Raw genomic sequence first — 14,601 nt, 5'->3', positions numbered from 1 at the left:
GATGAACCACGAGAAACGCGGCCTCGAATTCTATCTGCTGGCGATCTTCTTCGCCGTCTTCGTGCTGTTCCTCTACGGCCCGCTCTCGGCGATCCTGATCCTCTCCTTCCAGGGACCGGACGGCGGTCTGACGTTCCCGATGAACGGCGTTTCCACGGACTGGTTCTTCAACCTGTTCGAAAAGCAGGCGGTCGGCGATTTCGGCGCCTCCTTCCGACGCTCCTTCTCGCTAGGGCTGATGGTCATGGCGGTGACGGTCGTCGTGTCGTTGCTCGCCGGCCTTGCCTTCCGCCGCCGTTTCCGCGGTTCGACCGTGCTGTTTTACGCCACTGTCGCCAGCCTCGTCGTGCCGTCGATCATCGTCTCGCTCGGCATTGGCGTCGTCTTCCAGGAGGGAGGGCTGAAGCCCGCCTGGTATTCCTCGGCCTTCGGCGCGCATCTGACCTGGACACTACCCTTCGGCGTGCTGATCATGTTCGCCGTCTTCAATCGCTTCTCGCCGGCCTATGAGGAGGCGGCGCGCGATCTCGGCGCCACTTCCTGGCAGACCTTCCGCCATGTCGTCCTGCCGATGATCGCGCCGAGCCTGATCGGCGTCGGCCTGTTCGGCTTCACGCTGTCCTATGACGAGTTCGCCCGGACGTTGATGACGTCGGGCACTTACAATACGCTGCCGCTCGAAATCTACGGCATGACGACCAATGTCACGACGCCGGTGCTCTATGCGCTCGGCACGGTGACGACGCTGTTTTCCTTCACCATCATTCTCATCGCGCTCGGCATCATGACCATGCTCAGCCGGCGGCAGGCAAAGATCCACTGACATGCGCATCCTCATCGTCAATCCGAACACCACCGCCTCCATGACCGAGAAGGCGGCGACCGCCGCCCGCGCGGTCGCCGCATCCGGCACGGAAATCATCGCCGCCACCGCGCGCATGGGGCCGGTTTCCATCGAGGGCCATTATGACGGGGCGCTGGCGATCCCCGGCCTGCTTGTCGAACTGAAGGAGGCGGCCGGCTACGACGCGGCTGTCGTCGCCTGCTTCGACGATACCGGGCTCGACGCGGCACGGAGCTTCGCCGATGTGCCGATCCTCGGGCTCTGCGAATCCGCAGTCGCAATGGCCGGTTTCCTGGCGCAGCGTTTTACCGTCGTGACGACGCTCGAACGGTCACGGGTGCTGATCGACAATCTGGTGCGCCGTTACGGCATGGGCGAGCGCGCCAAGGTGCGGGCTTCCGACATTCCGGTGCTGGAGTTGGAGAACGCCGCCTCGGGCGCGATCGGCAAGCTCAGGGCCGAGATCGAGCGGGCGCTCGCCGAAGACGGCGCCGAGGCGATCGTGCTCGGCTGCGCCGGCATGACGGATCTCGCAAGGGAATTGCAGGAAATCTACGGCGTGCCCGTCGTCGACGGTGTCTCGGCCGCCGTCAAGCAGGCCGAGGCGCTGGTCTCGCTTGGGCTTTCCACCAGCAAGCGCGGCTCCTACGCCTCGCCGCTGCCGAAACCTTTCATGGGGGCGATGAGCGCCTTCTCGCCGATCCGCTCGGACGGTTGATCATGCCGGTTTCCTTCGACTTCAATGAACTCAGCGCGCGCGAGCGTTACAAGCTGATGATCGGCACGATCATTCCGCGGCCGATCGCGCTGGTGACGACCGTCGATGAGCACGGCCGGATCAATGCCGCGCCCTTCAGCTTCTTCAATTGCCTGTCGGCCGATCCGCCGATCCTGGCGATCGGGGTCGAGAACAATGCCGACATGTCGTTCAAGGACACCGGCCACAATATCCGCATGACCGAGGTCTTCACGGTCAATATCGTCTCCTTCGCCATTGCCGAGGCGATGCATGTCTGCGGTGCTAGGTATCCGCGCGGCGTCAATGAACTGAAAGAAGCAGGCTTGACGGCGATGCCGGGCGTGAAGGTGGCATCATCCTATATCGCCGAGGCGCCGGCCGCCTTCGAGTGCCGGCGGCATGTGACGCTGGAGCTCGGCCGCTCGCGGCAGATCGTCATGGGTGAGATCGTCTACGCACATTACCGCGACGGCATCGTCGATCCGGAACGGCTGCATGTTGATCCGGCCGCGATCGACGCCATTGCGCGCCTCGGCGGCGATACTTGCGCGACAACACGCGACCGTTTCGAGATGCTGACGCCGAAGCTCTGACGCCGGGGCTGGTTCAAGTTTTGCTTTACTTTTCCGCCTCCGGCGAGAATGGTCTGCAGCGGATCATTGCGGCAGAGGAGCGCCTTATCATGACACTCGACGACGATCTCAACCGGATCGCGGAGCAGGAAAAAGCGCTGAGCTTCGACGCCTTCGACCTGACGACGGCATGGCAGCTCGGCAAACTGCTGCAGGAACTCGCCACCGAGCGCGGCCTCGGTGTAGCGATCGACGTGACCCTGCATTCGATGCCGGCCTTCTATGCGGCGCTGCCTGGCGTGACGCCCGACAACGTCAACTGGGTGCGCCGCAAGCGCAATATGGTGCTGCGCTATTTCCGCAGCAGCTATGCCTCCGGCTTGAAGTTGAGAAAGGACGGCAAGACAGTCGAGGACAACGGCCTTTCCGGCGACGACTTCGCGCCGCATGGCGGCAGCTTCCCGATCAACGTCAAGGGCACCGGCTGCATCGGCGCCGTCACCGTCTCCGGCCTGCCGCAGCGCGACGACCATAATCTCGTCGTCGAGGCCCTGGCGCTGATGCTGGCGAAGGATCTGGATACGCTGCGGCTCGCCCCGCTCTGAGCGGGGCGTTGGCTGCGCCGGCGGTTGCCGGCAGTGGACCTCAGAGCCTGCCGCCGGCCTCGGCGATGCCTTTCGTCAGGCTGCCGGTTGCCGGGAAGAGCGGGATGAGGCAGGCCTGCAGGGCGTGGTAGATGTCGCCCTTGCCGGGAAAGAGCGAATGCGAGGGAACGAGATCTTCGGTCAGTTCCTCGTGCCAGCCGCCGTTCTTGTGGTCGATGAAGGCGCGTTCGATCACATTCCAGATCTTGCGATAGCATTCCTCGTGGTAGTCGCTCGGCAGGTGCTCGTTGAGGAAGTGGGCGGCGGCGGCGCCCTCGCAGGCCGGCCACCAGAGCTTATTGCGCTTGGCGGGCGTGTCGTTCCAATCGAGCGTATAGAAGAAGCCGCCCTTGTCGCTGTCCCAGCCAAGTGCCATCGACTGCTCGAAGAGCGCCTTGGCCGCATCCGGCATCCATTCGATGCGTTTGCCGCCGAGCACCCAGAGCTGTAGGATGAGGCGGGCCCATTCCAGCCAGTGGCCGGGCGTCGTGCCGGCCGGGCGGAACATTTCGTTCGGATGATAATATTGCTTGTCGAGCTTCCACTCGGCGTCGAAATGTTCGGCGACGCGCCAGTCGACCGAGCCGGCCGCCCGGCGGATGACGAGATCGGCGATGCTTTCGGCCTTGGCGAGGTACTGCTTGTCGCCGGTCGCTTCGAAGGCGGCCATCAGCGCTTCGGTCAGGTGCATGTTGGAGTTCTGGCCGCGATAGGCGCCGCCGTCGAGCGGCTGCCAGTCGGCGGTGAATTCCTCGGCGATCGCGCCGTGGCGCGGTTCCCAGAACTTGGTGTTGAGGATTTGGGTAATGTCGGCGAGCATGCCGTCGGCGAGCGGATGGCCGATCGTCTTGGCGGAGGAGGCGGCGAGCAGCACGAAGGCGTGGCCGTAGCCTTGCTTGTTGCTGTCGACCGGACCATTATTGTCGAGCGACCAGAAATAGCCGCCATTCTCTAGGTCGCGGTGATGGTTCCAGAGATAGTCCATGCCATGGTCGACGAGGTCGGCAGCACCCGGACGGCCGAGCAGCGCGCCGATGGTAAAACAATGCACGGCGCGCGCGGCGATATGGATGCTGCGGATCTGACCCTCGGCATCGAGCGGCTTGCCGGTGTCGTCGAGGTCGTAGAAGCCGCCCTTGGGATTGACCGAATTGTGCTGGAAGAAATCGAAGAGGCCGTTTGCCCGGTCGAGCAGCCAGGCGCGGTGATAGGCGCGGCTCGTCCAGTTTCCAAGCGCGGCGCTGCCGGTTACGGGTGCCATGATACTCCTCCGATCTGGTGGGCAATGCGTATCAATTGCCTATATAGAGGCCGTTCAAGCCTGTCATCTGGCGAGGCTTGCAAAGCACGAAATCGACAGGCATATATTGACATAAAGATATCTTTATGTGATTTGGACTGTCTGGTCTTACGACGTCAAGGAGCCTCCCGTGTTTGACAACCTCTTTGGTCCGGAAACGGGCAAGCGTGACGGCAATGAAGTTTTCGCAGCGCTGCGCAAAGCCGCGAGCGAACGCATCCTCGTCCTCGACGGCGCCATGGGCACGCAGATCCAGGGGCTCGGCTATGACGAAGACCAGTTCCGCGGCACCCGATTCATCGGCTGCGCCTGCCATCAGAAAGGCAATAACGACCTTCTGATCCTGACCCAGCCGGATGCGATCGAAGAGATCCATTACCGCTACGCCAAGGCCGGCGCCGATATTCTCGAGACCAACACCTTCTCCTCGACCCGCATCGCGCAAGCCGATTACGAGATGGAAAATGCGGTCTACGACCTCAACAAGGAGGGCGCCGAGATCGTCCGCCGCGCGGCACTGCGCGCCGAGCGCGAGGACGGCCGCCGCCGCTTCGTCGCCGGCGCCATCGGCCCGACCAACCGCACCGCCTCGATCTCGCCAGACGTCAACAATCCCGGATTCCGCGCCGTCACCTTCGACGATCTGCGTTCCGCCTATGGCGAGCAGATCGACGGTCTGATCGACGGCGGCGCCGACATCATCCTGATCGAGACGATCTTCGACACGCTGAACGCCAAGGCGGCGATCTTCGCCTGCGAGGAGCGCTTCGAGGCCAAGGGCGTGCGCCTGCCGGTGATGATCTCCGGCACGATCACCGACCTTTCCGGCCGCACGCTGTCCGGCCAGACGCCGACCGCCTTCTGGAACTCGGTGCGCCACGCCAATCCCTTCACGATCGGGCTGAACTGCGCGCTCGGCGCCAATGCGATGCGCCCGCATCTGCAGGAGCTTTCCGGCGTCGCCGACACCTTCATCTGCGCCTATCCGAACGCCGGCCTGCCGAACGAGTTCGGCCAGTATGACGAAACGCCGGAGCTGATGGCGGCGCAGATCGATAGCTTCGCCCGCGAGGGCCTCGTCAATATCGTCGGCGGCTGCTGCGGCTCGACGCCTGAGCATATCAGAGCGATTGCCGAGACTGTCGCCAAGTATAAACCGCGGCCGATTCCCGAGCATCGTCCCTTCATGTCGCTGTCGGGCCTCGAACCCTTCGAGCTCACCAAGGACATTCCCTTCGTCAATGTCGGCGAGCGCACCAACGTCACCGGCTCGGCGAAGTTCCGCAAGCTGATCACCAATGCCGATTACACGGCAGCGCTCGATGTCGCCCGCGATCAGGTCGAAAACGGCGCGCAGGTGATCGACATCAACATGGACGAGGGCCTGATCGATTCGGAAAAGGCGATGGTCGAATTCTTGAACCTGATCGCCGCCGAGCCCGATATCGCCCGCGTGCCCGTGATGATCGACAGCTCGAAATTCTCGATCATCGAAGCCGGCCTGAAGCGCGTGCAGGGCAAGGCGATCGTCAACTCGATCTCGCTGAAGGAAGGCGAGGAGAATTTCCTCGCCCAGGCGCGGCTGCTGCACAATTACGGCGCTGCCGTCGTCGTCATGGCCTTCGACGAGACCGGGCAGGCGGATAATTACGACCGCAAGGTGGAAATCTGCACGCGCGCCTATAAGCTTTTGACCGAAAAGATCGGTTTCCCGCCCGAGGACATCATCTTCGACCCGAACATCTTTGCGGTGGCGACCGGCATCGAAGAGCACAATAATTACGGCGTCGACTTCATCGAGGCGACGCGGACGATCCGTCAGCGCATGCCGCTCGTCCATATCTCCGGCGGCGTGTCGAACCTATCCTTCTCGTTCCGCGGCAACGAGCCGGTACGCGAGGCGATGCACGCCGTGTTTCTCTACCACGCCATCCAGGCGGGCATGGACATGGGCATCGTCAATGCCGGCCAGCTGGCGGTTTACGACAATATCGACCCCGAACTCCGCGAGGCCTGCGAGGACGTGGTGCTGAACCGCCGGCCCGACGGCACCGAGCGGCTGCTTGAAGTGGCCGAGCGGTTCCGTGGCGCCGGTGCAAGGGAAGGCCGCGTTCAGGACCTCTCCTGGCGCGAATGGAGCGTCGAGAAGCGCCTCGAACACGCGCTGGTCAACGGCATCACCGAATTTATCGAAGCCGATACCGAGGAGGCCCGCCAGCAGGCCGCCCGGCCGCTGCATGTTATCGAAGGCCCCCTGATGGCCGGCATGAACGTCGTCGGCGATCTCTTCGGCTCGGGCAAGATGTTCCTGCCGCAGGTGGTCAAGTCGGCACGCGTGATGAAGCAGGCGGTCGCCGTGCTGCTGCCCTATATGGAAGAGGAGAAGCGCCTCAACGGCGGCGAAGAGCGGCAGTCGGCCGGCAAGATCCTGATGGCGACGGTCAAGGGCGACGTGCACGATATCGGCAAGAACATCGTCGGCGTCGTGCTCGCCTGCAATAATTACGAGATCGTCGACCTCGGCGTCATGGTGCCGGCGACGAAGATCCTGGAAACGGCGATCGCCGAGAAGGTCGATGTCATCGGCCTTTCCGGCCTGATCACGCCGTCGCTCGATGAGATGGTGCATGTCGCGGCGGAAATGGAACGGCAGGGCTTTGAAATCCCGCTGCTGATCGGCGGAGCGACGACCAGCCGCGTGCATACGGCGGTGAAGATTCATCCAGGCTACAACAAAGGCCAGGCAATCTACGTCACCGATGCGAGCCGCGCTGTCGGCGTCGTCTCGGCGCTGCTGTCGCCGGAGACGCGCCAGGGGTATGTCGACGATACAAGAGCCGAATATGCCAAGGTGGCGGCCGCCCATGCGCGCAGCGAAGCCGAGAAGGTGCGGCTGCCATTGCCGCGGGCGCGTGAGAATTCCCATAAGATCGACTGGTCGGCCTACCAGCCGACGAAGCCGCAGTTCTTCGGCACCCGGGTGTTTGAGGATTACGATCTGGCGGAGCTTGCGCGGTATATCGACTGGACGCCGTTCTTCCAGACCTGGGAGCTGCGCGGCCGCTTCCCCGCCATTCTGGAAGACGAGAAACAGGGCGAAGCGGCGCGTGCGCTGTGGGCCGATGCGCAGGCGATGCTGAAGAAGATCATCGACGAGAAGTGGTTCCGTCCGCGCGCCGTCATAGGCTTCTGGCCGGCCGGTGCCGTCGGCGACGATATCCGCCTGTTTACCGACGAGAACCGCAGCCAGGAGCTTGCCACCTTCTACACCTTGCGCCAGCAGCTTTCGAAGCGGGACGGGCGGGCGAATGTGGCGCTCTCCGATTTCGTCGCCCCGGTCGCAAGCGGCGTGCAGGATTATGTCGGCGGCTTCGTGGTGACATCAGGCATCGAGGAGATCGCCATCGCCGAACGGTTCGAACGGGCGAACGACGACTATTCCTCGATCCTCGTCAAGGCGCTGGCCGACCGTTTCGCCGAAGCCTTTGCCGAGCGCATGCATGAGCAGGTGCGTCGCGAATATTGGGGTTATGCGAGGGATGAGCACCTCAGCAACGAGGACCTCATCGGCGAAGCCTATGCCGGCATCCGTCCGGCGCCAGGCTATCCCGCTCAGCCCGATCACACCGAGAAAAAGACGCTCTTCAAGCTGCTCGATGCGGAACATGCCGCAGGCGTGAAGCTGACGGAGAGCTATGCGATGTGGCCCGGTTCGTCCGTATCCGGCCTCTATATCGGCCACCCCGACTCCTATTATTTCGGGGTCGCCAAGGTGGAGCGCGATCAGGTGGAAGACTATGCCAAACGCAAGGGCATGGAAGTTTCCGAAGTCGAGCGTTGGCTCGGACCGGTGCTCAATTATGTGCCGCGCAAGACGGACGAGGAGATCGAGGACGCCGCGGAGTTTCCGTCGTTCTTAATGCAATGAATCAAGAGACATTGAAGCCGGAAAGTGATTCACTTTCCGGCTTCATATTTTTGATATTGCGCGATTATATGCGCCGGCCTACGCCGCTCCGATCGTCAGTTCCGCGACGAAATCATAAGCGTCACCGCGATAAAGCGAGCGGGTGAATTCGACGGCGCGGCCGGAGCCGAGATAGGAGATGCGCTCGATCGACAGGCCGGCGGCGCCGATGGGGACGCCGAGAAGCTGGGCGTCGGCTTCTTTCATGTTGGTTGCTGAAATGCGCTGCACTGCGCGCACCGGACGGACGTTGAGGCGTTCGAGTTCGGCGTAGAGCGAATTGGTGACGACCGACGGATCGGGCAGGAATTCGCCGGAGACGCTGGCATTCTCGATCGCCAGCGGCTGGTCGTCGGCAATGCGCAGGCGCGAAAGGCGCGAAACCTTCACGTCGGTGCCGAGGCCGAGGATCATCATCTCATCCGGCGAGGGGGTATGGACGCCCTTGTGCAGCCATTCGGAGCGGGAGGACATGCCGCGGCGCGCCATGTCCTCGGTGAAGGAGGTGAGCTGTGACAGGCGTTGCTCGACTTTGGAGACCGGCTTGGCAACGAAGGTGCCCGAGCCATGGCGGCGCACCAGCAGGCCGTCGGCAACGAGCTCGTCGATCGCCTTGCGCACGGTGACGCGGCTGACGGCAGCAAATTCGGCGATGTCGCGCTCTGGCGGCAGCGCATCGCCGTGGCCGAGCGTGCCGGTGCGCACGGCTTCTTCGAGCGTGCGGCGCAGCTTCACATAGAGGGGGCCTGTGCCGGCCGCCTGCAGGCGCTGCAGGGACAGGAGGGTGGCGAGGTCGTCGGTCATGCCGCACCTCTCTGCCGATCATTCAGGAGCTTCACCGCAAGTTCCACCGCGCCCTGCAACGCGTCGTTCTTCGGCTTGGCGAGAAGCGGCTTGTAGCGTTCCGAAAGCCAAGGCTCATAGGCTTCCGCAAGGCCGCCGAGCAGGCAGATGGACGGGCATTCCGGCCAGAGCAGTGCATCGAGGCTTTCGCCGATCGCCGTTGCGGCATCCCTGACGATGTCGACCGCAACGGCATCGCCCTCGGCCGCATGTCTGAAGACCATAGGCGCGTAACGGGCGAAATCCGTCGGTCGTGCCGTATGGGCGAAATTGACGATCCGCTCCGGATCGTCCCCATATTCGGCCATGACCGCTTCTGTGACCGGCGATGCCGGGCGCACTCTGTCATGGGCGAGCAGCGACCGCTCCATGAGGTCGCGGCCCAGGCGGGCGCCGCTTGCCTGGTCGCCGACGATGAAGCCCCAGCCGCCGATGCCATTCATCCGGCCGCCCCTACGCGCATTGTAAACCGAGCCAGTGCCGAAGGCGCCAACGATGCCGTCGGCATCGCCGAGCGCTCCTTGCAGGGAGATCAAGGCATCGGTGACGACACGGCCTTCGGCAAAGGGCAGAGCTTTTTCGATTCGTTGGCCGTAGTCCGTGACATTGGCGCCCGCGACGCCGACGACCGATACAACGGAGGTAACGACTTCGGCGTCGAGACCCGCGTCGCCGAGCGCTTGCTGGGCGGATTCGACGATGTTGAGAAGAGAGTTTTCCAGGTCGGACAGGATGTTGGCAGGACCTGCCTTGCCGCGGCCGAGAATGTTGCCGTCTTTATCCGCGACCGCTGCCCGGCAGCTCGTTCCGCCGCCGTCTATGCCGATTGCAAGCTCCGTCATCGGCCCTCCGATACGCCGTTCCCCTTGGTTTTTCCTACAATACCAAAAAAATACCATTTACCAAGTGGGGATGGTCGCAAAAGTCGATCTTTTTATCTATTTGATTTTGTTCGGTAAAATTTTAAAATGAATTTTCGGAAGCTAAAAAGTTAAAATTCGGCTGGACAATTGGTATTTTTTTGGACTTAATTCGGTAAAGGGAACAGCAGTTCGAAGCCCGCGAAAACCGGCAGTAAAGTTAAGCCGGGCCGCTTCGAGGATGATCAGAGAATGGCCCGTCGGCTTGCTAAGCCGATGGCGAATTCAGGGGTCTATCGGCTTTCCCACTTCATTCGCCGCGCCCGGCCATCATGCCAGGGCGCAGTCCGACCGCAGGCAATCCCGCTTTCGGTCCGTCGAGCTTTCGGGGCCGCCAGTCGCTGGCGGCCCTCCAAGGGGCATTGGGTGTTTCCTCAGACGCGCCAATTGCTTGTTTCAGATCAAAACGGCGCCTTCGGGTGCTAAAAACAGGAGAGGGAAATGAAAAACACTGCTCTGAAAAGTCTGCTGCTTGCCTCAAGCCTGCTGAGCTCAGCAGGTCTCGTCCAGGCCGCCGACGTCACGCTGACGATCGAAAGCTGGCGTAACGACGACTTGCAGATCTGGCAGGAGAAGATCATCCCGGCGTTCGAAGCCAAAAATCCCGGCATCAAGGTCGTCTTCTCGCCGACCGCGCCGACCGAATACAATGCTTCACTGAACGCCAAGCTCGATGCCGGCTCCGCGGGCGACATTATCACCTGCCGCCCGTTCACCTCGCTCGAACTCTACAACAAGAAGCAGCTCGTCGACATCACCAGCCTGCCGGGCATGGAGAATTTCTCGCCGGTCGCCAAGGCCGCCTGGACGACCGACGACGGCAAGTCGACCTTCTGCGTGCCGATGGCTTCAGTCATTCACGGTTTCATCTACAACAAGGATGCCTTCGACAAACTCGGCATCTCCGTGCCGAAGACGCAGGACGAGTTCTACGCAGCGCTCGACAAGATCAAGGCGGATGGCACCTATATTCCGCTCGCCATGGGCACGAAGGATCTCTGGGAAGCCGCGACCATGGGCTACCAGAACATCGGCCCGAACTACTGGAAGGGTGAAGAGGGCCGCGAAGCGCTCATCGCAGGCAAGCAGAAGCTGACCGATCCCGAATGGGTCAAGCCCTTCGAAGAGCTTGCCAAGTGGAAACCCTATCTCGGCGACGGTTTCGAAGCCCAGACCTATGCGGACAGCCAGAATCTCTTCACGCTCGGCCGCGCCGCGATCTATCCGGCCGGTTCGTGGGAAATCGCGCTCTTCAACACGCAGGCGCAGTTCAAGATGGGCGCCTTCCCGCCGCCGGTTCCGAAGGCCGGCGATCAAGGCTACATCTCCGACCATCCGGATATCGGTGTCGCTCTGAATGCGAAGAGCACGCACCCCGAGGAAGTCAAGAAGTTCCTTAGCTGGGTCGCTTCGCCTGAATTCGCCGATACCTATGCCAATGCGCTGCCGGGCTTCTTCAGCCTGAACTCCACTCCGGTGAAGATGTCCGATCCGCTCGCTCAGGAGTTCGTCTCCTGGCGCGGCCCGTACAAGTCGACCGTGCGTTCGACCTACCAGATCCTGTCGCGCGGCACGCCGAACCTCGAAAACGAGACCTGGGTCGAATCGGCCAATGTGATCAACGGCACGGATACGCCGCAGGTTGCTGCCGAGAAGCTGCAGAAGGGCCTCGACAGCTGGTACAAGCCGGCAAAGTGATGTGGTGAGGGGCGGCGTTTGCAGCCCCTTATCTGGCCTGCCGGCCACCTTCTCCCCGCTTGCGGGGAGAAGGAGACTCGCAGCGACCTCCCACCCCGATAGAGCATCTCAGCAGGGCGTTCCCTCTCTTCCCAGGCGGCAGAGAGATGGGGTGAGGCGCAACGTTTTCCATCTGCGCCCGCAAGATTGCGGCCAGTGACAAGAACAGGCAAAAGCCATGAGCGAAACCGACAACGCGGCCGATATCGTCCCGATCAAGCGCCCGGTGCGCTGGCACATCTTCGTCTTCATGCTGCCTGCGGTGATCGTCTATTCCGCCGTCATGGTGCTGCCGCTCATCGAAACGCTGAGGCTTTCGCTCTACAATACGGTCGACGGGCAGCCTGCCTTCGTCGGCCTGGCGAATTTCAAGGTGCTGTTCGGCGATCCGCGCTGGGCGCATGATTTCTGGAACGCGCTCGTCAACAACCTGATCTTCTTCGTCATCCACATGTGCGTGCAGAATCCGATCGGCATTGCGCTTGCTGCCCTGCTTTCAGTGCCGAAGCTGCGTGGTGTCGCCTTCTACCGCACGGCGATATTCCTGCCGACGCTGCTCTCCTTCGTCATTGTCGGCTTCATCTGGAAGCTGATCCTGTCGCCGATCTGGGGTGTCGCACCCTGGATGCTCGATCTCATCGGCCTGAAATTCCTGTTCGCGCCGTGGCTCGGCAAGCCGGGCTCGGCGCTAATTGCCGTGTCGCTGATCTCCAACTGGCAATATATCGGAATTCCGATGATGCTGATCTATGCCGCGCTGCTCAGCATTCCCGAAGAGGTGATCGAGGCGGCCGAATGTGATGGCATCACCGGCTGGGCGCAGTTCTGGAAGATCAAGCTGCCGCTCATCCTGCCGGCGATCGGCATCATCTCGATCCTGACCTTCGTCGGCAATTTCAACGCCTTCGACCTGATCTACACCGTGCAGGGGGCGCTTGCCGGGCCTGACATGTCGACCGACATTCTCGGCACGCTGCTCTACCGCACCTTCTTCGGTTTCCAGCTTCAGCTCGGCGACCGCTCGATGGGCGCGACGATCGCGACCGTGATGTTCCTCATCATCCTCGCCGGCGTCTCGCTTTATCTCTTCGTCATCCAGCGGCGCATGCGTCGCTACCAGTTCTGAGGAGCGCGCATGTCCAAGGCACGCACATCTCCCATCCGCACCGGCCTCGTGCATCTGGCGCTCGGCGCCTATACGCTGGTCGCGCTGTTTCCGGTGTTCCTGACCATCGTCAACTCGTTCAAGGATCGCGCCTCGATCTTCCGCGAGCCGCTGATGATCCCGACGCCGTCGACCTTCAGCCTCGTCGGCTACCAGACGGTGCTGGGGCAGGGCGATTTCGCCACCTATTTCCAGAACAGCTTCATCGTGACGATCGTCTCGATCCTGCTGGTGTTGCTCTTCGGCGCCATGGCAGCCTTCGCGCTGTCGGAATACCGCTTCCGCGGCAATGCGCTGCTTGGGCTCTATATGGCGATCGGCATCATGATTCCGATCCGCCTCGGCACGGTGGCGATCCTGCAGGGCATGGTAGCGGCCGGTCTGGTCAATACGCTGACGGCGCTGATCCTCGTCTATACCGCACAGGGCATTCCGCTCGCCATCTTCATTCTGTCGGAATTCATGCGCACGGTTTCTGACGATCTGAAGAATGCCGGGCGCATCGATGGGCTCTCCGAATATGCGATCTTCTTCCGCCTGGTGCTGCCGCTGGTGCGCCCGGCCATGGCGACGGTCGCCGTCTTCACCATGATCCCGATCTGGAACGACCTCTGGTTCCCGCTGATCCTGGCGCCTGCGGAAAGCACCAAGACCGTGACACTCGGCTCGCAGATCTTCATCGGCCAATTCGTCACCAATTGGAATGCGGTGCTGGCCGCCCTGTCGCTCGCAATCCTACCGATCCTGATCCTTTACGTCATTTTCTCGCGCCAGCTGATCCGTGGCATCACGTCGGGAGCTGTCAAATGAACCAAGAGAAGCCAATCCGTGTCCTCGTAGCCGGCCTCGGCAATATGGGCCGCAGCCATGCGCTTGCCTACCATAATAATCCTGGTTTCGAGATTGTCGGTCTCGTCAACCGCTCAACGCCCGCGCTGGAGCCCGAACTGCAGGGCTATACTGTTCATCCCGACTTCATGACGGCGCTTACCGAGCTGAAACCGGACCTCTGCTCGATCAACACCTATTCCGACAGCCATGCCGATTATGCCGTCGCCGCGTTCGAGGCAGGCTGTCATGCCTTCGTGGAAAAGCCGCTGGCGACCACCGTCGCCGACGCCGAGCGTGTCGTGGCGGCGGCGAAGAGGGCGGGGCGCAAGCTTGTGATCGGCTATATCCTTCGCCATCACCCATCCTGGACGAAGCTGATCGAGGAAGCGCGCAAGCTTGGCCCGCCTTACGTCTTCCGCATGAACCTTAACCAGCAGTCCAGCGGCCCGACCTGGGCGACGCACAAGTCGCTGATGCAGACGACCTCGCCGATCGTCGATTGCGGCGTGCATTATATCGACGTCATGTGCCAGATCACCGATGCCAGGGCGGTCGAGGTGCGCGGCATGGGGCTGCGCCTCTCCGATGAGATCGCTGCGGAGATGTACAATTACGGTCAGCTGCAGGTGCTCTTCGAGGACGGTTCGGTCGGCTGGTACGAGGCCGGCTGGGGGCCGATGATTTCTGAAACCGCCTTCTTCGTGAAGGACGTAATGTCGCCGAAGGGGGCGGTGTCGATCGTCATGGATCCGAATGCCAAGTCCGACGACATCGACACGCACACCAAGACCTCCGTGATCCGTCTGCATACGGCCGAAACCGGCCCGGACGGCAAGTTCATCCGGCCAGACCAGGATATGAGGATGACGGGCGAGCCCGGTCATCAGGCGCTTTGCGACCTGGAACAGGCTTTCATGCTGAGGGCGATCCGCGAGGATCTGAACCTCGACCGCCATATGGCGGATGCGGTGGCGTCGCTGCGCATCTGCCTTGCCGCCGACGAGAGCGTGCGCACCGGCCAGCCGGTCAGATTGTAAGG

The 14,601-nt window shown here is 62.2% G+C and carries 12 protein-coding genes; 9 read left to right on the top strand and 3 right to left on the bottom strand.

Features of this window, described 5'->3' with window-relative positions:
- Window position 1 precedes the first annotated feature (1 nt).
- The 4 genes from A7X77_RS18185 to A7X77_RS18170 all read left to right on the top strand — a co-directional run bounded on the left by A7X77_RS18185 (window position 2) and on the right by A7X77_RS18170 (window position 2,760).
- The gene (locus A7X77_RS18185) at window positions 2–823 is read left to right on the top strand and encodes an ABC transporter permease (protein ID WP_064684257.1); all 822 of its coding nucleotides are present in this window, start codon (window positions 2–4) and stop codon (window positions 821–823) included.
- A gap of 1 nt (window position 824) precedes the next feature.
- The gene (locus A7X77_RS18180) at window positions 825–1,562 is read left to right on the top strand and encodes an aspartate/glutamate racemase family protein (protein ID WP_064684256.1); all 738 of its coding nucleotides are present in this window, start codon (window positions 825–827) and stop codon (window positions 1,560–1,562) included.
- Window positions 1,563–1,564: 2 nt separating this feature from the next.
- A complete protein-coding gene (locus A7X77_RS18175) occupies window positions 1,565–2,176 on the top strand; it encodes a flavin reductase family protein (RefSeq protein WP_064684255.1) in 612 nt (203 codons plus the stop codon).
- Window positions 2,177–2,265: 89 nt separating this feature from the next.
- Window positions 2,266–2,760 (top strand): heme-degrading domain-containing protein, encoded by a 495-nt coding sequence (locus A7X77_RS18170; protein ID WP_064684467.1) that lies wholly within the window; start codon window positions 2,266–2,268, stop codon window positions 2,758–2,760.
- Window positions 2,761–2,800: 40 nt separating this feature from the next.
- On the opposite strand, the gene A7X77_RS18165 is transcribed toward A7X77_RS18170, so the two are convergent.
- Window positions 2,801–4,060 carry an AGE family epimerase/isomerase gene (locus A7X77_RS18165; RefSeq protein ID WP_064684254.1) on the bottom strand — a complete coding sequence of 420 codons (1,260 nt, stop codon included), beginning with the start codon at window positions 4,058–4,060 and terminating at the stop codon, window positions 2,801–2,803.
- A 169-nt stretch (window positions 4,061–4,229) separates the two neighbouring features.
- Between A7X77_RS18165 and metH the strand changes: the two genes are divergently transcribed.
- The gene (gene metH, locus A7X77_RS18160) at window positions 4,230–8,027 is read left to right on the top strand and encodes a methionine synthase (protein WP_064684253.1); all 3,798 of its coding nucleotides are present in this window, start codon (window positions 4,230–4,232) and stop codon (window positions 8,025–8,027) included.
- A gap of 78 nt (window positions 8,028–8,105) precedes the next feature.
- Here the strand turns inward: metH and A7X77_RS18155 are convergent, their stop codons facing one another.
- Complete coding sequence (locus tag A7X77_RS18155) at window positions 8,106–8,870, bottom strand: GntR family transcriptional regulator (RefSeq protein ID WP_064684252.1); 765 nt, start codon at window positions 8,868–8,870, stop codon at window positions 8,106–8,108.
- Window positions 8,867–9,751 (bottom strand): N-acetylglucosamine kinase, encoded by an 885-nt coding sequence (locus A7X77_RS18150; protein ID WP_064684251.1) that lies wholly within the window; start codon window positions 9,749–9,751, stop codon window positions 8,867–8,869. The genes A7X77_RS18155 and A7X77_RS18150 overlap by 4 nt, the downstream gene beginning before the upstream one ends.
- A gap of 519 nt (window positions 9,752–10,270) precedes the next feature.
- Between A7X77_RS18150 and A7X77_RS18145 the strand changes: the two genes are divergently transcribed.
- The 4 genes from A7X77_RS18145 (at window position 10,271) to A7X77_RS18130 (ending at window position 14,599) form a co-directional block, all read left to right on the top strand.
- On the top strand, window positions 10,271–11,527 hold the full coding sequence (locus A7X77_RS18145; RefSeq protein ID WP_064684250.1) for an ABC transporter substrate-binding protein: 1,257 nt from the start codon (window positions 10,271–10,273) through the stop codon (window positions 11,525–11,527).
- Between the two features lie 217 nt (window positions 11,528–11,744).
- A complete protein-coding gene (locus A7X77_RS18140; RefSeq protein WP_064684249.1) occupies window positions 11,745–12,692 on the top strand; it encodes a carbohydrate ABC transporter permease in 948 nt (315 codons plus the stop codon).
- Window positions 12,693–12,701: 9 nt separating this feature from the next.
- Entirely contained in the window at window positions 12,702–13,541 is an 840-nt protein-coding gene (locus tag A7X77_RS18135) for a carbohydrate ABC transporter permease (RefSeq protein WP_064684248.1), read from the top strand.
- Window positions 13,538–14,599 (top strand): Gfo/Idh/MocA family protein, encoded by a 1,062-nt coding sequence (locus A7X77_RS18130; RefSeq protein ID WP_064684247.1) that lies wholly within the window; start codon window positions 13,538–13,540, stop codon window positions 14,597–14,599. The genes A7X77_RS18135 and A7X77_RS18130 overlap by 4 nt, the downstream gene beginning before the upstream one ends.
- The last annotated feature ends 2 nt before the right edge of the window (window positions 14,600–14,601 follow it).

This window comes from Rhizobium bangladeshense (genome assembly GCF_001662075.1).
In the GTDB taxonomy this organism is placed as follows: domain Bacteria; phylum Pseudomonadota; class Alphaproteobacteria; order Rhizobiales; family Rhizobiaceae; genus Rhizobium; species Rhizobium bangladeshense_B.
The sequence above is the reverse complement of the archived record's forward strand: the minus strand, read 5'-3'. Positions and strand labels throughout refer to the sequence as shown.